Here is a 17,381-nt window from a genome sequence, read left to right on the forward strand (position 1 = left end):
AAAACAATGGCATTTATTTAGTGACTTGAAAAAATGGTTTATCTTTGAGCATCAAATAGTTATTTATATCAATCATCTGATTGTTTATTGTTCGCGTTGATGAATTTCAATTTTGAAATCTATCTCACACTCGAGTCCTTGCTCTATTATCTGTGCCTTCTGTGAGTCACTTAACTTCCAAGCGTAGGGAGTCATATTAAGAAAGTGATCAATATCTTCCGCACGAGTTAATGTTAATGGATAGGCTAACGCTTGGTGAGCTAAGTAAGTAAAACCATCTAACACCATAGGTTCTTGTGGGTGCAATTTAGGTTCACTATAAATTTTTTGTTTTAAAGCATAGTGATGCATCGGTCCAGGAGAAACAGTAATGAGTATTCCACCCGGTTTGATTACACGCTGTAACTCTTCAATTTTAGACGGCGCATAAATACGGATGGCTAAATCAAAACTATCATCAGCGAAAGGCATTTCAAAAGCACTCGCCACACAAAAATGTAATGCTGAGTAGCGCTTAGCCGCATAACGAATTGCAGACTTAGAAATATCAAGTCCATAAAGCTCACAATTGGGTTTTACCACCGAGTGTAGCGTTTCGAATAATCGATGGCTGTAATATCCTTCGCCACAACCGATATCGAGTATTTTTTGTGCACCACTCGTGTACTCAAGCGCTAACTGATTAACTTTATCGCTTAAGGGTTGATAAAAGCCTTGATTAAGAAACTCTCGTCTGGCGAGCATCATTTCTTTGTTATCGCCGGGATCTTTAGTTTTCTTTTTTTGTACAGGCAATAAATTAACGTAACCTTCTTTAGCACAATCAAATTGATGGCGCTGTTCACATTGCCAAGTGTTCTGTTTTTGTGCTAATGGGGCGTTACAAATAGGGCAAATATAAGACATGGAGGACTCTAAAGTTACTCAAAATTAAAAATCGTCATCGCATAGTTGATTGACCATATCCGACAAATCTTTAGGGGCTAATAGCTCAAAACAATCTAATTTACGTTGTAGTTGTTCAATATTGTAAAGTTGTTCATTCGATGGGCGTCCCAAATTGGGACGTTCCAGCGATTGATGATAAGTATGTAACAACCATTGATGCTTATTTTGCAATAAATGATCGAGTTTTAATAGTTCCGTTGACACTCCAGGATGGATTTTACCCGATTCGCCACTAAGATAATCACGTAAATCTCGACGAACTTGTTCTAACTCACTGATATGAACAGCCAGCATGTTAGATGGCTCATCATAGTCAAACTTACGCCCTAATATTGCTTTGGCCATCACGAGTGCTTGAGGCTCGCTCAGTAATCGTAAGTCATTTTCTAGTGTCACTAATTCAAAACGAGCGTCGGCAGGTAAATTAAAATACACATTTTCATCAGCGTGAATATTAATAGTCAAACCCTTCCTGAGCTGTTCAATACACACTCTAGGTGCTATTCCCATTGAAGGGTATAACTTGATCGCTTGCCCTATACACCGTTGCTGTTTACGCGTGTCAACGAATGACTGCGAATGTTCAAAAATAGATGTTAAGAACGGTTGAAAACGAATAATTAATGTTGCTTGAGTGTGATTAACTTGGCTAACGACAAACTCAACCAAAGGATTGCCCATAGATGATAATACCAATAAATCACTCACACTGTCGGGTAAGCAAAGTGTCAACGCTGTCGGTTGAGTGATTTCAATAACGCACGGTTGAGTATATACATGATGATGCATTGGAAATTCCTTTATTACTTAACCAAACTGTAACGAGTAGAGCGTCATTTGTCATCAATATATAAAGCTATCAAGAAACATTGTATTGATCATTATCTCATTATCATTTTTATGTTGAGAAATGTTAACATGGTTTTAATCGCGAAAAGGATCTTATATTGACTATGACTAACGCAATTCAACCAACATTATTTTGGCACGATTACGAAACATTTGGGGCAATTCCAAGTAAAGATCGTCCATCACAGTTTGCGGGTATTCGAACCGATCTTGAACTTAATATTCTCGGCGAACCTGAAACCTTTTATTGCAAACTCGCACCCGACTACTTACCGTCTCCTGAAGCTATTTTAATTACCGGTATTACCCCGCAACTGGCGAATCTTAAAGGCGTGCCAGAGGCTGAGTTCATGAAACGTATCAATACGTTATTCAGCCAACCCAATACCTGCGTAGTCGGCTATAACTCATTACGTTTTGATGATGAAGTGAGTCGTTACGGCTTTTACCGTAATTTTATTGATCCTTACGCTCGAGAATGGCAAAACGGTAATTCACGTTGGGATATTATCGATTTGGTTAGAGCTTGTTATGCATTTCGTCCAGACGGGATTAATTGGCCATTAAAAGAAGATGGTTCACCCAGTTTTAAATTGGAATTATTGACCCAAGCGAATGGTTTAAGTCATGAAAAAGCCCATGATGCGATGTCAGATGTATATGCAACCATTGCTATGGCTAAATTGATAAAGCAAAAACAACCCAAACTATACGAATACTATTTCAATTTAAGACGTAAACAAGCGGTTGCGGACCATATTGATGTATTAAAAATGCAACCCTTGGTTCATGTCAGCTCAAAAATTAGTGCATTACAAGGTTGTACTACGTTAATCGCGCCTGTTGCATACCATCCGACTAATAAAAACGCGGTTATTTGCGTTAATTTGGCCATGGATATCTCGCCATTGTTGGAATTGTCAGCTCAAGAAATAAGCGACCGCATGTACACGTCTCGTCAAAACTTAGCCGAAAACGAACTTGCTATTCCATTAAAACAAATCCATCTCAATAAATGTCCATTCATTGGTTCGCCAAAATTACTTGACGACGAAGTGGCTGTAAAATTACAGTTTGATAAAGCATTTGCGCGTGAACAATATAAACGCTTAAAAAACCATCCCGAATTGCGTGAAAAGCTTAACCAAGTGTTTGAACTTGAATCAGATCGTAAACCCATTACGGATCCAGATTTAATGCTTTATAGCGGGGGATTTTTCAGCCATGCCGATAAAGCTAAAATGGATATTATTTGCCACACGGCACCACACAATTTAGCGGCATTAGCATTACAATTCGATGATCCGCGGATCAATGAAATGTTGTTTCGTTTCCGGGCTCGTAACTACCCAGAAACATTAAGCGACAATGAGGCACGCAAATGGCGTGAATTCTGCCAACAACGATTATCAGATCCTGATTATGTGATAAAACTCGAGAACTTGGTCGAAGAAACCAGCGAGAATGAACATAAACAAAAGCTATTAAAAGCCCTATATCAATACTTACAGTCATTATAGTGAACTTTCACTTTACCCGATTTATTTCATCTAAGGATTAAGGGAATGCAAAATAGATTTTTAGACAGCATTACTCAACTAGACAAGCCTTTGGCCACTGCGCTAGTGCCATTATTGAATGACCAATTTTGCGGTCATATTGCTAAAGAACAATTTGCGATTTTGGTTAACGCCAGTGGTCAAACAGAGCAACAAGTACTCATGGCGTTATTACCTATTGCTGCTGCACTGGCCAATCCACCTATAAGTGAATTTTATGTTGGCGCTATTGTAAAAGGTGCCAGTGGCGACTTTTACATGGGGGCGAATCTAGAATTACCCGGTGAAGCATTATTCCACTCAGTACATGCTGAACAAAGTGCCATCAGCCATGCTTGGTTAGGTGGTGAGACAGAAATTGTAGATATTATTATTAATTTCAGTCCCTGCGGTCACTGTCGTCAATTTATGAATGAACTTGTTAACGGCAGTAAAATTAACATTCATCTACCACAACAAGAAACTCAAACCTTGGCACATTACTTACCCTATGCCTTTGGACCTGCCGATTTAGACGTGACCGTGCCACTATTATGCAAACGTGAACAAGAATTCTGCTGCGATTCTGATGACCCAATGATCATAGAAGCCATTGACCAGATGGGACTCAGTTATGCTCCCTATACCAATTGCAATGCAGCAGTGGTATTAGAGACCAGCGATGGAGCCACTTTTTGCGGCCGCTATGCCGAAAATGCGGCATTTAACCCATCAATGCAACCGATGCAAATGGCATTATCCAATTTAATCCGCCATAACCGCCAATACTGCGAAATAAAGCGTGCTGTATTAGTAGAATCATCTGTTGGAAAAATCAGTTTAGTCGGTGCAGCAATGGATGCCTTGCATGCAATCGCACCCGTTGAACTGCAACATGTTGTTGTAGAGCCATTGCAAGAATAAATAACTGCAAGCTCGTTATCTAAAAGAGTACCCTCCTTAATTCCGACAAACTAAAGGCGCTAATCAGCGCCTTTTTTATTTGGATTAACACTACATTTAACCTAAATTAATAATGTATTATATTTTGCAATATGTTGCTAATACCATGCTAAGCTAATGAATGTTTTTAATGGTCATAATATTAGACAACTAACTGTTTATTAGTTGAATTGAATTATTCACTAGCCAATAATATCGCATTTACAAAAGCGGTTTAATCAACAACCGCATATGGATAATTTATTTCGTTTAATAATCAGATAACGACTAGAATTGTTAACATGAGAGATGTTAATCAATCTTATATAACAACAATATTATTGACGAGCACATCGTTATCAATGAACAAGAAAATGTAAAGCGAGTCACTATTGCGCATATTTACCCTTAACAAGATTTTACTCTTTATCCTGTTTTGCACAGTCGCTTTAGTGTGGGTCATTATTGAAAATGCCAAACCACTTACGGTTAAAATACTCAACAACTTATTAGCCGAAAATCATATTGAAGTGCTCAATTTCGATGCTGAATATGTGTCATTAGATCATATTCACATTCCCCGTCTCATTCTAAAAATCGAAGACAGTCATATTGCCATCCAAGAATTTAATCTTGAATTACGAGACAGTCTTAAAGTCCTTAAAAATCAACAAATCAATGCCGAAGATATTGTCAGCATCAAAACCCAAAGTGTCTATGTTGATTTAGGTGATAGCTTTTTTATTCGTCAATCACAACAAACTGAAGAATCCCCTGCCACATTACAGCTTAACCTCGCCAAATTACCCATGATAGATCTAGGCGCGATTACCATTAAGTTACCTGCATTAGATAAAGATAAAACACAGCAACATACTTTAAAGATGGATAAATTAACGTTGACCCAAAATGGTCAGCTCGATACGTTATGGCGTTTTAACGATTTTCCGCTATTCAGTCTCGATGCCAGCTTAGGTAAACAAGCTTGGCAATTTAACACCCTTGTTGATTTAGGGTTAAGCTATCAAGGGCTTGAATCATTAGAGCAATATTTAATCTTATTAAACAGTAAGCAGAATTCACAAGGACCGCAAAGCAGTAATATGCTTTACGGTTTGCATAAGCAGCTATCAAAAATACTGCAACCCATTCATCAACAACAAGTGGCCATTGAAGGCCAATGGACTGCAAACAGTAAAATTGACTTAATCAGCGGCGAGACGAGCAGTCAACAATCAATAGACGGATTATCCTTACATTCGCCATTGTGGCCCAGTGTTTATTTTGCGCCGCAACAACCGGTTAAAGCGATGCTTAATTTGGGTAATTACCCTGTAGCAGTCTCTTTAGACAAGAGTAAAACCACTGACGCGTTCGCAATAAAGCTTGATATTGCCCCGCTAAACTATCAACTATCGCCCTCAAAAGAAGACAGAAATAAGTTAATAGCATTGTTAGCCGATGAAAATGCCAATCAAATAGTTCATATCATTAATCAGTTAACCCCCAAATCAACTTCTCAGTTAGCCAGCATCGATGTAGCTATGGCTTATCCTATTGAAGTCGTAATCCCGCTACAAAATGATGATCTACCAATACAAGCGTCAATCCCTGACTTGAGCGTTAGCATTGAAGGGTTATTACTCCAAAGCACATTAAAACTGGCGCACACCACTTTCAATAGTCATCAACAATTTAGCAGTGATTTCGATTGGGGTATGGCATTGTCGTCCCTTAAAGCAACAGAGGAGCCAGAACAACTGCTAGTTCAAACTCTCACCACAAACGACACTACCGTAACCGTTAGTGAAAATACTCCCGTATCGGCATCTCTAGTGACTCCAGTCACTATTGATATTAAAGCTTTATTTCCTGAGGTCCCTTTTGAACAGTTGTCCCTATCAGATGCGCAGGTCAATCTTGTTGGTCAAATATCCCAGCAACAACAAAATCAACTCGAACTGTCATTACTGCCAAGCTCAAACGCAACCGTGAATAACACCAGTATCTTTAGCAGTATGACCAGTGATAATGAACAACATACCAAGCAAACCAAAAAAACGTCTGCACAATTAGGTTCATTCGGGCTGATCCTTAATGACACCTCAACCATGACATTCAAACAAGATAATACTCAACTGAATCTATCTCCGTTTACGCTGCAAATTGGCCAACTTATTGTCCAGCAAGCAACCCAAGCGGACAAAAGTAAACTATCGACCACACTAGCTTCAGTTAATAAAACCGATATTGCTATCAATCAAGGCATAGCGCTAGCAATACATCTGGATGAATCCATCGAAAAGTCGCTAGAACGTTGGTTACAAAAACCTACAACTAATGACATAACTTGGCGTATCAGCAAACTCGATATCACTAAGCAACAGGGAAAAAACCGCCGTCAACCACTGCTTGCTCTTAATAATATAAAAGTCACTCAGCAGCTCAATTTGTCCAAAGGATTGTTAGTGGGAAGTGAGCAGTGGCAATTAGATACGCTTAACTTAAGCAGTTATCACTTATTGAAATTTGCAGATAGTAAAAGTCCGTTATCACTCGCAGGCCAATGGACCTTTGATACCGACATTGAAACCGCACTAAAAACATTGCAAAAAGTCCAACCTTTACCCAATGATTTTACAATTCAGGGTCACAGTAAACTCGTGGCTGGTTTTGCACTGAGTGAAATAGACAACACCAGCCAGTTTGAAATGAAAATTCAACAACAGTTATCATCCTTGTCAGGACAATGGCAAGATAAGTCATTTAATGGCGGTGACGTATTTGCCCAATGCCAATTTAATTGGCAGCAAATTCACGATGGTCCCAATACTCCTGCAGCCGAAAAACACTTTGCTCACAGTCAATTAGTTTGCCCACAGACAGCAATCAGTTTACAGCAAGCCAAGTTGGGGTTGTCGCTGACAAACCTGAATTTAAATGCTGATATAGAACTCAATAAAGACGGAAACAAAACCCCGACCAACTGGTTACAACAAGTTACTGGATTAAGTGAAACGAATGTCAGTCTTACCGCCAGTGGTGATATGTTAGATGGACGTTTTTTATTACCTGAATTTGTACTCAAGCTGCAAGATAAATCCTATGGATACCTATTGTTACAAGGCTTAAGTTTAGAGAAATTTTTACAAGAGCAACCTCAGGTAGGCGTTAAAGCAAATGGTTTATTTGATGGAGTATTACCTGCTGAACTGGTTGATGGTAAAGTCACTATTGCAGGCGGGAAACTCGCAGCACGAGCACCAGGTGGATTAATTGAAGTTGCCGGAAACCCTGCAATTGATCGACTAGAATTATCCCAGCCTTATCTTGAATTAGTCTTTACCGCCCTTGAGCATTTAAACTACAGTGAATTAGCAAGTACGTTTGATATGACGCCCAACGGGGATGCGGTAATCAATATTGGTGTAAAAGGAAATAGCCGTGGGGTCGAACGCCCTGTTCATCTTAATTACACCCACCAAGAAAACTTAATTCAGTTGTACCGAAGCACGCAAGTTGGCAATAAAATACAGAACCAAATTGAAATCAAAGTTCAATAGCAGCATAAAAGGATAGCCCACGTGAAATACTCATCAATAATTTTACTCAGTTGCACCACCGCAATGGCATTGTTGTGGCTAACCGCCTGTACGCCCACGGTAAAAATAGAACCACCGGATAAACCTATTGTGATCAATTTAAACGTTAAAATTGAACACGAAATTAAAATCAGAGTGGAAAAAGATCTCGAGAATCTACTTGGTAATGAAGAGTTATTTTAACGGGAGTTTCTTAAATGAAATCATCATTCACTTTAATAACCGCCATATGTTTCGCGAGTATCTTCTGGTGTGCCAATGCATGGGCTATGACATTACAAGACGCTAAGAATGCGAGAATCGTGGGTGAGCAACCTAATGGTTACTTAGGCATTGTTGTCGACTCACCAGAAGCGAAACAGCTGGTATTAAGCGTCAATAGCAAACGAAAATACTATTATCAAATCATCGCTAATCGAAATGGTCTTAGCCTTGATAATGTTGCTGCACTTGCAGCACAAAAGGCCATTGAAGCAGCAGAACCAGGACATATGATCCAAACAAAACAAGGCGAATGGATAAAAAAATAACCACTTGAATAACTTCAATGTGGTTATTTTCTAAAGACTTAGTAACCCATTACATTGTTGCCATAGTCCAATAATCTAAACGTTTTTGTGGGTCAGTCACTATCGATTTACAAGAATCTTTGTATTTTGACATCAAGCCGCCTAAGTTATTAGACCCACCTAGTTGAGCAATTTGTTTTTGTTTAGCTGTTACTACATCTTTATCAACTTGTGCAGGGTCACGATACTTACCAGCAATCTTCACGGCATCAACTGCAGAGGTTTTTAAACGCTCTCCCACTGCTTTCATTTGTGGAGCATTCATCGCGCCTATCGCTTCTGAACTAATTTGATAATATGCTGCACATTCAAGTAACTCATCAGTAAACGCTTTTTCTGCAGCACTCTCTGCTTGTGCAGCGATACTCACACACATTGCCGATACAGTAAAAATCCACATAGCAGGTTTGTTCATGGTTGTTTCCCTTCGTCTTTTAGAAAGTAGTAGTAGATAATGTTAACGATTGATAATGCGCTAAACGAGATGTTAAAAAATGTTCAACTTGAGGCCATTCGGTTTCAATAATTGAAAATATCACCGTATCACGGATGGTCCCATCAGCTTGAATTTTGTGATTGCGTAATATGCCATCTTGTTTTGCCCCTAAACGCGCAATAGCATTTCGAGAGGCGTGATTGTGCCAATGCGTTCTAAACTCAACGGCAATCGCATCTAAAGTATTAAATGCATAACGGAGTAGTAATAATTTAGATTCAGTATTAATGGCACTGCGTTGATAGGATTTCGCATACCAAGTGTAGCCAATTTCGAGTCTGCGATTCGGTTGGTCCCAGTGGCAAATACGAGTACAACCAATGATATTCCCAGAGACTTTATCACGTACTGCAAACGCAACCGCTTCACCATTATTTTCGCAGGTTAAAGCATACTCGACATATGCTTTCATGCCTTCGGCATTGGGAATTTGTGTAAACCACAGCTTCCATAACTCACCATCGCTGGCAGCTAGAGTTAAACCAGGAACGTGATCTAATGACAGCGGCTCTAAAATCACATGTTCGCCTATCAAGCAATCTAGTCTATTAATCCAGCTCAAATTAACGTTCCTCTAATGTAAAAGGTTACATTACCTTAACTGCATATAGATTTACAGCTAGTAACAGCAATGTTTTTCATCAATAGTGTAAAACAGTATTCTTATCGTAAGATTAAATGCTATTAATAAATAGCGATTGCCAAATAGGAATCGAGAAGCACGTAATCGCTTGATCAAAAACCGTGATTGGCGTGACTCACTCTAAACCAACCAGCAATACTATTGCGGGTTTTCATTGTCGGCCTAACTTCATGTGGGAATCGTTCACTTAAAAACAGCACCAAAGTGCCCATTTGCGGATTAATCACTTCTAAGGGGAAATCGGCTTCATCATAAATAATCAATTCACCGCCGTCATTGTTGTGCCAATCAGGATTCAAAAAAAATACTGTTGATAAAATACGATTTTGGCTACCACTAAGTGCATCGACGTGTTTTTTATAAAAACCACCCGGTTCATAAACAGCATAATGACTTTCAAAATCAAATAACCCCATAAATAGACGTCGGTTTAAACCATCTTTCAATTGGCTCATAATCGCTAAATATTCACGGTCAACATGATCTTGTTCTTCTAACCAACTGATTTTATCCGAACGAATGTCACTGTTGATTTGTTGTTCAACACCACGTCCGATAGCGGCTTTTTTAAAATTTATGTCTTGTTCAGCATGCATTTTTACAAGCAAAGCTGAGCTTACATACTCAGGAATGATGTCAGATAAAAGGATGTAACCCTTTTCGACTAACGCATCTGCGATCACATCCAGCATTGCTTCACTTACTTGCGAAACCATACATGCCATATCCAATAAATAGACTACGCTTTTTACTGTACTCAAGGGCTCAGAAAGGACATCAAGGGCCTGATTTTCGAGGGGGCGTCATAACTCAGTATGATTGCCATACTCAGATCGTTTGCAGCGAGTGTATAGAATAAAGCCACCTGCGACAACACATATAAAAAACTTTAAAATTCAGAAGTTTAAAACAAAATATTTAATATCTAACAGTTAAATCTGACTATGAGTCAATACCGACTCGGTAGATTCATTATCCGAAGCCTTCTTTAATTCCAGCGCTTCGGTTGCAGCAATATGACTTTGGTGAAGTTTTAATGCTAAATATAAGTCAGAACGAATGGTAATCCCCTCGTCCCCAGATACCATATCAGTTTGCTCAAACCAGCTAATCAACTGACGCTTTCGCCCAGCCAATACTAAACTGACACCGCGCTTTCGCAGTAACACGTCTATATCAGCCAGCATCGCCATTACACTTAAATCTAAATGAGTAAAACAGGGTACTGCATCAATAATCACACAATCGATGCTTTCCAACTGATTTTGCCTTGCAAAACGCTCAAGTAAACGTCGTTTAAAGTAAGTCGCATTAAAATAGGTTAGCGGAGAATTAAACCGGTAAATAAATATTCCAGGGATCGGAGCGGCTTTGTCACTGCTGTCGATACTGCGAATAATTCCTTTGGCATCAAGCCCAAGTACTTGGTCTGTTGGGCGCATTACGGTTCTAAGAAATTGAAATAAACCCAATAAAACGGCTAAGGTAATACCTGGAATAACGCCGATAAACAGTACGGCAAAGAAAGTCGTTAATGCGAGATAAAATGCTTGGCGGTCGCGTAAACGTAATCCCCAGAGAGATTTCAAATCAATTAAATGTATGGACGCAATCACCAATACAACCCCTAAGGCTGCGCTGGGAATAAACTCTAATGGCGCAGTTAAAAATATTGCCACAAAGGCAATCAACACTGCAGCTATTACCGAGACCAATTGGGTTTTACCACCATTTTCATCATTCACCGCGGTGCGAGAATCTGCACCACTCACCGCAAAACCTTGCGATAAAGCAGAGGCTATATTCGCTAACCCTAATGCTTTAAACTCTTTGTCGGCATCAATTTCGTAACCATTTTTAGCGGCAAAACTACGGGCTGTCAGCATCATACTCACAAAACTAACCATAGCTAAGTTAAGTGCTGGCATCACCAGTTCACGCGCAATACCAATATTAAATACCGGCGCTTGGAAGGTGGGCAAACCAGCCGCTACACTGCCAATAACCGCAATATCATAATCCGTTAAATGGAAAGCCCACACGAGTGCTGCCCCCGCAGAAATAGCAAACATGGACGCTGGCCAATTAGGCCTTAATCGTTTCATCACAAAATAAACAATGACAGTAAGAATCGCCATTAATAGTGTTGGTATATGAGTTTGCGATAAATAGCTTGGCGCACCACCTAAACGTTCAAGTAAGTATTTTTCATCAAAGGTAAAACCGAAAATTTTAGAAAACTGCCCTACTATAATAGTAATAGCCACACCGTTAAGAAGCCCCATTAAAATCGGCTTAGACAGAAAGTCAGCTAAAACGCCTAATTTAAACCGGCTGGCAATTAAGCACCAAAACCCCGTCATCACGGTCATGGTCATCACTAATTGCCAATGTTTAAGGCTGTCTCCGGCTGCTAGAGGTGTAACAACAGCCGCTATAACTGCACACGTTGCAGCATCAGGGCCAACGATAAGTTGTCTTGAGGTGCCAAATAAGGCATAAATTATCATCGGCAATACACAGGAATACAAACCCACCGCAGCATTAACACCCGTTAATTGCGCATAAGCAATGGCCACAGGCAAAGCGACAGCGGCAACAGACAAACCTGCGCGAACATCATCTTTAAGCCAGCTTCGCTCGTAACGAGAAAAGGTCTCTAACCCAGGCATAACACCATACAACCGACTCAGTATCACAACCACCTCAATGATAATAATTTAGACAGTAATCATAGTTTTATTTCAAATTAATTACGACATATTCACGAGTGATTACATCATATTGTATTAAAAATAGAATATTAAGCGTAATTAGGCTTAACTTTAGGTTCAATCACTAAGTCAGTTAACAGAGAGTATTAATTAAAAAATGGGTATTTATGTGCCGTAAATATCCACAGTCAATACATATAAAGACACCACATTTCAACATTATTCATTACAGAATCAACATCAATAAATGTTATTTATCATGTTAAACTAACGCCTGACAAACCGAAATTTCTGCCGTAACGACAAAGCACACGAGGTTCACTTGGTATCGCCATTAAAGTCCAATTCTTCAATTCCTGTTGGTATACCTCATTTAGCAATGCTAATTCCTATGCTTGCCGCCATTGTTGCAATAACGCCATTAGCTATCGACATGTATTTACCAGCAATGTCGGTTTTGGCATTGGGCTTCGACACTGATGTCACCACAGTACAACAGTCACTCAGTATTTACCTGGCGGGTTATGCATTAGGTATGCTGGTTTTTGGTCCTTTAGCCGATAAAATTGGTCGTAGACCACTGGTCATATTTGGATTATTAGGCTTCACCCTAATCAGTTTGTTAATTTCACTCAGTACCAGTATTGAACAATTTTTAGTATTACGTTTTGCTCAAGCACTCATAGGTGCTGCTGCCACGGTTGTGGTTCCGGGTTATATTAAAGAAATTTATGGTCAAAATACCGCAAAAGGCATGTCTTATGTCAGCTTAATTATGATGTTAGCACCATTACTTGCCCCAACATTGGGCAGCTTAATCATGGAAGTTGGCGATTGGCATATGATCTTTTTAAGCCAAAGCTGTTATGCCATAACCTTATTGGCGTTAATATTGTTTAAACTTAAAATGCCCAGCGATAAAGACCTAGGTGGTCGCAGTCAAAAATCATTTTTAGGGGGCTATTACACAGTGTTTGCCCGTAGCGGCGTTAAACTTAATTTATCTAGCGGCGTATTAACTTCATTTGCATTTTTCTGCTACTTAACCGCTTCACCATTTATCTACATGGAAGTTTTTAAGTTAGATAAGTCATTGTTTGCTATATTGTTTAGCACCAACGTGGGAGCCCTAATGCTCGCCAATATTGTGAACTCTAAAGTAGTGACCCAATTCGGCTCAAAACGGATGTTACATGTAGCAACATTTTTCGGTATCCTATCGGCAACAGGCTTGTTAGCGGTTAATGTATTTGAATTAAGTTATCATTTTACGGTGGCAATGCTGATCCCATTAATGGGTTCTCTAGGGATTATGTCGGTTAATGCCGATGCCATTGTGTTAATGAAATTCCAGAAAGAAACTGGTACCGCAACGGCCGTCATTGGCACCCTCAGATTTGGATTTGGCGCCGTTGCAGGGCCCTTGCTAGCATATTTTTATGACGGCAGCGCAGTACCTTTTTCAGCGTTAATGCTTGGCGCAGTAGTACTAGTCGGGGTATGTCAGTTTTTTCAAAGCACACTGCCAAAATCACCTCAACTAGATTAACGCTAATCATTTAAATACTCACCACATTACCAATAATAACCACACATAAAAAGACCACTATTTAGTGGTCTTTTTATGTGTGGTTAAACGTTTTCAGTCTTAAGCATATAACGTATAAGGTAATTTATAGACGTTAATACAACACAATCCAATTAGGTACAGTCATTGCCTTTCGTTGGCCATAACACTCCTACCAAAAAATCATAAACATGAAACTATTTCAACCTTTAAAAATAATTAACTAAAGTGGTTGCAGTAAATTTAAATTTACATAAGATGGAGACTAGTTACTTAGTAAGTAGCAATGAAACCCACTATTGAATATTGCGATGGCAACTTCAATCTACGAGTTTGAATTACCCTTCAAACTTATTTTTTAAAACGATTACCGTCGTTGTATACAAGATACTGTTTACCATACGGTAACTTAAAAGGACTCATTTCATGGAAAAGCTTTCTGGCGCGAGTATGATCGTGCGCTCATTAATAGATGAAGGTGTCAGCCATATCTTCGGTTATCCCGGCGGTTCGGTGTTAGACATCTACGATTCTCTGCATAAAATATCCGGTATCGAACACATCCTAGTTCGTCATGAACAAGCAGCCGTACATATGGCTGATGGCTATGCCCGCGCTACAGGTAAAGTTGGAGTTGTGTTAGTGACTTCCGGCCCCGGTGCTACCAACGCCATTACAGGTATTGCTACCGCTTACATGGATTCAATCCCATTAGTGGTGTTATCAGGTCAAGTACCGAGTAATTTAATTGGTAATGATGCCTTCCAAGAATGCGACATGATTGGTATTTCTCGCCCTATCGTAAAGCACAGCTTTTTAGTCACCGATGCTAAAGACATACCTGAAACAGTTAAAAAAGCTTTTTTCATTGCCGCAACAGGTCGCCCAGGCCCTGTGGTGATCGATTTACCAAAAGACTGTTTAAGCCCAGATATACTGCATGATTATGTTTACCCAGACAGCGTTAAAATGCGCTCATATAATCCAACAACGGTAGGCCATAAAGGTCAAATTCGCCGAGGTTTACAAGCTCTGTTAGCAGCTAAAAAACCGGTATTATACGTTGGTGGTGGCGCGGTTATTTCTGGTTGTGATGCACAGATTCTTGCCCTTGCTGAACGCTTAAACATCCCCGTCGTGAGCACCTTAATGGGCTTAGGCGCGTTTCCTGGCACTCATAAGCAGAGTTTAGGCATGCTAGGGATGCATGGGTTATACGAAGCTAACATGGCAATGCACAACACCGATTTAATTTTTGGTATTGGAGTCCGTTTCGACGACCGTACAACAAACAATGTTGAAAAGTATTGTCCTAATGCGACTATTTTGCACATCGATATTGATCCATCGTCTATTTCAAAAACCATTAGAGTCGATATTCCGATTGTTGGTTCAGCAGACAATATTCTAGACAGCATGTTAGCGCTGCTTGATGAAACCAATAAAACCAATGATGCTGACGCTATGGCTGCATGGTGGAACGATATTGAAATTTGGCGCTCACGCAAGAGTTTAGAGTTTGATCGCACAACAGATAGAATCAAACCACAGCAAGTGATTGAGACCTTGTATAAACTCACCAATGGTGATGCTTACGTGGCTTCAGATGTCGGCCAGCACCAAATGTTTGCCGCCTTATATTACCCGTTTGATAAGCCTCGCCGATGGATTAACTCTGGTGGATTAGGCACCATGGGCTTTGGTTTACCTGCGGCGATGGGCGTTAAAATGGCGTACCCTGACGCTACGGTTGTTTGTGTCACTGGTGACGGTTCTATTCAAATGAATATTCAAGAGCTTTCAACTGCGCTGCAATACGATACTCCGGTTAAAATCATCAATTTAAACAATCGCTTCCTTGGTATGGTGAAACAATGGCAAGACATGATTTACTCAGGTCGTCATTCACAATCTTACATGGACTCAGTACCTAATTTTGCAAAAATCGCAGAAGCTTATGGCCATGTAGGAATGAACATTGATCACCCAGATGAACTTGAATCTAAGTTAGCTGAAGCGTTGGCAATGAAAGACAAGTTAGTATTCGTTGATATCAGCGTAGACGAAACTGAACACGTCTATCCAATGCTCATTCGCGGCGGTGCAATGAACGAAATGTGGCTAAGCAAAACGGAGAAAAGCTAATGCGTCGTATTATTTCTGTATTACTTGAAAACCAACCAGGCGCATTGTCACGAGTCGTGGGATTATTTTCTCAACGTGGCTACAACATCGAAAGCTTAACCGTTGCGCCGACTGAAGATGTGACCTTGTCACGCTTAAATATTACCGTAATTGCCAATGAAAATATTCTTGAGCAAATTGAAAAGCAATTGCATAAGCTTATCGATATTTTGAAAGTGGCTAACATTACTGAGTCGGCTTATATTGAACGTGAAATAGCCTTAATTAAAGTCAAAGCCCAAGGCGAACAGCGCGAAGACGTTAAGCGCACAGCAGATATATTCCGTGGTCAAATTGTCGACGTAACAGCAAGCCTGTATACCATCCAAATGGTGGGAACCAGTGATAAAATTGATGCGTTTATCCATGCTATTGGCGATTCAACCAAGGTGATTGAAATATCACGTTCTGGTGTAGTGGGGTTAGCTCGCGGTGAAAAATCAATGAAAGCTTAATATCAATAACGAAAGCGTAGTTGTCGCTTTCTGATATCAAAAAAGCAGAGCCCATTAGCGCTCTGCTTTTTTATTACCCATTTAAGCGAAACACCTTATAAACATTAGCCGCCTAACCTTAGGTTTTACTTTTCCTTCCATTTGTCATTATCTCAAACGACTCAATATTTAAAATACACATATTTATTAGCCACAGATTTATCAAGTCTTGGGTATCGCAATTATGGTTAACTGTATAACTGGAGTTAACTGTATAAAGGGTTGCTCACTACTGGCTTAGCTTCAACAATATAGCGGTATTCGGCATTACCACTCAATTGGTCGAATGGATAACAAGTTATCAAGGTTAAGTGACTTTCGGCTGTAGGTGCCAGCACATCTAAGTCGGTTTCATGCACTACATGGGTGGTAGTAATTTGATATAACACTCGCTCCCCTGCAGTGCTATACAGTTCAATCATGTCGCCGACCTTAACGTACTGTAAACGCATAAAATGACTGTCTCGATGGCCAGCAATAATCATATTGCCCTGCTCACCCAACGAAGCTCCTGCTAACATCAACCCAGGTCCAAACGCTAAATTGCGCCCAGATGCCCCTGCTAATACGTACAAGTCACTGCCTAAAGGTTGCAAGCTATCATTGTGTTGTTGCAACACACGCATCTTAGCCACCGGATGAGTGTCGGCCCAAGACCAGGGTTTATGAGGTTGGCTATCTACCAAGGTTTTTTCAAAAGCACGTTCAATTAAAAATTGGGCAAAATGGGCTTTAGCTTGCATATAACCTCCCTGTAATAATAGTGCGCATCCCACTACGCTTATCAGCGCAATCACAATCCAATGTTTGGTCGGTGATATTGTTTGCGACATAT

General features: G+C 39.9%; 15 protein-coding genes. 8 read left to right on the plus strand and 7 right to left on the minus strand.

Annotation, left to right across the window (positions count from 1 at the left end; genetic code table 11):
* Positions 1-84: 84 nt before the first annotated feature.
* On the minus strand, positions 85-906 hold the full coding sequence (gene rlmA / locus FCN25_RS00795) for a 23S rRNA (guanine(745)-N(1))-methyltransferase (RefSeq protein ID WP_137221088.1): 822 nt from the start codon (positions 904-906) through the stop codon (positions 85-87).
* A gap of 24 nt (positions 907-930) precedes the next feature.
* On the minus strand, positions 931-1,737 hold the full coding sequence (locus FCN25_RS00800) for a hypothetical protein (RefSeq protein WP_137221090.1): 807 nt from the start codon (positions 1,735-1,737) through the stop codon (positions 931-933).
* 164 nt (positions 1,738-1,901) lie between these two features.
* Here FCN25_RS00800 and sbcB point away from each other — a divergent pair, with 164 nt between their 5' ends.
* The 5 genes from sbcB (at position 1,902) to FCN25_RS00825 (ending at position 8,409) form a co-directional block, all read left to right on the plus strand.
* The gene (gene sbcB / locus FCN25_RS00805; protein WP_137221092.1) at positions 1,902-3,317 is read left to right on the plus strand and encodes an exodeoxyribonuclease I; all 1,416 of its coding nucleotides are present in this window, start codon (positions 1,902-1,904) and stop codon (positions 3,315-3,317) included.
* 45 nt (positions 3,318-3,362) lie between these two features.
* Positions 3,363-4,259 carry a cytidine deaminase gene (gene cdd, locus FCN25_RS00810; protein WP_137221094.1) on the plus strand — a complete coding sequence of 299 codons (897 nt, stop codon included), beginning with the start codon at positions 3,363-3,365 and terminating at the stop codon, positions 4,257-4,259.
* 410 nt (positions 4,260-4,669) lie between these two features.
* Positions 4,670-7,840: a YdbH domain-containing protein gene (locus FCN25_RS00815; protein WP_137221096.1), complete on the plus strand. Its 3,171-nt coding sequence runs from the start codon at positions 4,670-4,672 to the stop codon at positions 7,838-7,840.
* Positions 7,841-7,903: 63 nt separating this feature from the next.
* A complete protein-coding gene (locus tag FCN25_RS00820) occupies positions 7,904-8,062 on the plus strand; it encodes a YnbE family lipoprotein (RefSeq protein ID WP_137227286.1) in 159 nt (52 codons plus the stop codon).
* Positions 8,063-8,076: 14 nt separating this feature from the next.
* A complete protein-coding gene (locus FCN25_RS00825) occupies positions 8,077-8,409 on the plus strand; it encodes a YdbL family protein (RefSeq protein ID WP_137221098.1) in 333 nt (110 codons plus the stop codon).
* Between the two features lie 49 nt (positions 8,410-8,458).
* Here FCN25_RS00825 and FCN25_RS00830 read toward each other — a convergent pair whose 3' ends face one another.
* The 4 genes from FCN25_RS00830 to FCN25_RS00845 form a co-directional block, all read right to left on the minus strand.
* The gene (locus FCN25_RS00830) at positions 8,459-8,848 is read right to left on the minus strand and encodes a hypothetical protein (protein WP_254693799.1); all 390 of its coding nucleotides are present in this window, start codon (positions 8,846-8,848) and stop codon (positions 8,459-8,461) included.
* Positions 8,849-8,882: 34 nt separating this feature from the next.
* Entirely contained in the window at positions 8,883-9,506 is a 624-nt protein-coding gene (locus FCN25_RS00835) for a GNAT family N-acetyltransferase (protein ID WP_137221102.1), read from the minus strand.
* Positions 9,507-9,679: 173 nt separating this feature from the next.
* A complete protein-coding gene (locus FCN25_RS00840; RefSeq protein WP_137221104.1) occupies positions 9,680-10,303 on the minus strand; it encodes a 2OG-Fe(II) oxygenase in 624 nt (207 codons plus the stop codon).
* Positions 10,304-10,519: 216 nt separating this feature from the next.
* Positions 10,520-12,259, minus strand: a complete 1,740-nt coding sequence (locus FCN25_RS00845; protein WP_137221106.1) for a SulP family inorganic anion transporter — start codon at positions 12,257-12,259, stop codon at positions 10,520-10,522.
* Between the two features lie 421 nt (positions 12,260-12,680).
* On the opposite strand from FCN25_RS00845, the gene FCN25_RS00850 reads away from it, so the two are divergent.
* The 3 genes from FCN25_RS00850 (at position 12,681) to ilvN (ending at position 16,507) form a co-directional block, all read left to right on the plus strand.
* A complete protein-coding gene (locus FCN25_RS00850) occupies positions 12,681-13,850 on the plus strand; it encodes a multidrug effflux MFS transporter (protein ID WP_137227287.1) in 1,170 nt (389 codons plus the stop codon).
* 444 nt (positions 13,851-14,294) lie between these two features.
* Positions 14,295-16,013 (plus strand): acetolactate synthase 3 large subunit, encoded by a 1,719-nt coding sequence (locus FCN25_RS00855; protein WP_137221108.1) that lies wholly within the window; start codon positions 14,295-14,297, stop codon positions 16,011-16,013.
* Positions 16,013-16,507 carry an acetolactate synthase small subunit gene (gene ilvN / locus FCN25_RS00860; protein ID WP_137227288.1) on the plus strand — a complete coding sequence of 165 codons (495 nt, stop codon included), beginning with the start codon at positions 16,013-16,015 and terminating at the stop codon, positions 16,505-16,507. Before FCN25_RS00855 ends, ilvN begins: the two co-directional genes overlap by 1 nt.
* A 245-nt stretch (positions 16,508-16,752) precedes the next feature.
* On the opposite strand, the gene FCN25_RS00865 is transcribed toward ilvN, so the two are convergent.
* Positions 16,753-17,379, minus strand: coding sequence for a class GN sortase (locus FCN25_RS00865; protein WP_137221110.1), 627 nt, complete (start codon positions 17,377-17,379; stop codon positions 16,753-16,755).
* Between the last annotated feature and the right edge of the window lie 2 nt (positions 17,380-17,381).

Source organism: Shewanella sp. MEBiC00475 (assembly GCF_005234075.1).
Lineage (GTDB): Bacteria > Pseudomonadota > Gammaproteobacteria > Enterobacterales > Shewanellaceae > Shewanella > Shewanella polaris.

Bases quoted from the DNA above. Each gene is read 5' to 3' on its own strand.
- rlmA (WP_137221088.1), bottom strand. From the start codon at position 906: ATGTCTTATATTTGCCCTATTTGTAACGCCCCATTAGCACAAAAACAG.
- FCN25_RS00800 (WP_137221090.1), bottom strand. From the start codon at position 1,737: ATGCATCATCATGTATATACTCAACCGTGCGTTATTGAAATCACTCAA.
- sbcB (WP_137221092.1), top strand. From the start codon at position 1,902: ATGACTAACGCAATTCAACCAACATTATTTTGGCACGATTACGAAACA.
- cdd (WP_137221094.1), top strand. From the start codon at position 3,363: ATGCAAAATAGATTTTTAGACAGCATTACTCAACTAGACAAGCCTTTG.
- FCN25_RS00820 (WP_137227286.1), top strand. From the start codon at position 7,904: ATGGCATTGTTGTGGCTAACCGCCTGTACGCCCACGGTAAAAATAGAA.
- FCN25_RS00825 (WP_137221098.1), top strand. From the start codon at position 8,077: ATGAAATCATCATTCACTTTAATAACCGCCATATGTTTCGCGAGTATC.
- FCN25_RS00830 (WP_254693799.1), bottom strand. From the start codon at position 8,848: ATGTGGATTTTTACTGTATCGGCAATGTGTGTGAGTATCGCTGCACAA.
- FCN25_RS00840 (WP_137221104.1), bottom strand. From the start codon at position 10,303: ATGGTTTCGCAAGTAAGTGAAGCAATGCTGGATGTGATCGCAGATGCG.
- FCN25_RS00845 (WP_137221106.1), bottom strand. From the start codon at position 12,259: ATGCCTGGGTTAGAGACCTTTTCTCGTTACGAGCGAAGCTGGCTTAAA.
- FCN25_RS00850 (WP_137227287.1), top strand. From the start codon at position 12,681: ATGCTAATTCCTATGCTTGCCGCCATTGTTGCAATAACGCCATTAGCT.
- FCN25_RS00855 (WP_137221108.1), top strand. From the start codon at position 14,295: ATGGAAAAGCTTTCTGGCGCGAGTATGATCGTGCGCTCATTAATAGAT.
- ilvN (WP_137227288.1), top strand. From the start codon at position 16,013: ATGCGTCGTATTATTTCTGTATTACTTGAAAACCAACCAGGCGCATTG.
- FCN25_RS00865 (WP_137221110.1), bottom strand. From the start codon at position 17,379: ATGTCGCAAACAATATCACCGACCAAACATTGGATTGTGATTGCGCTG.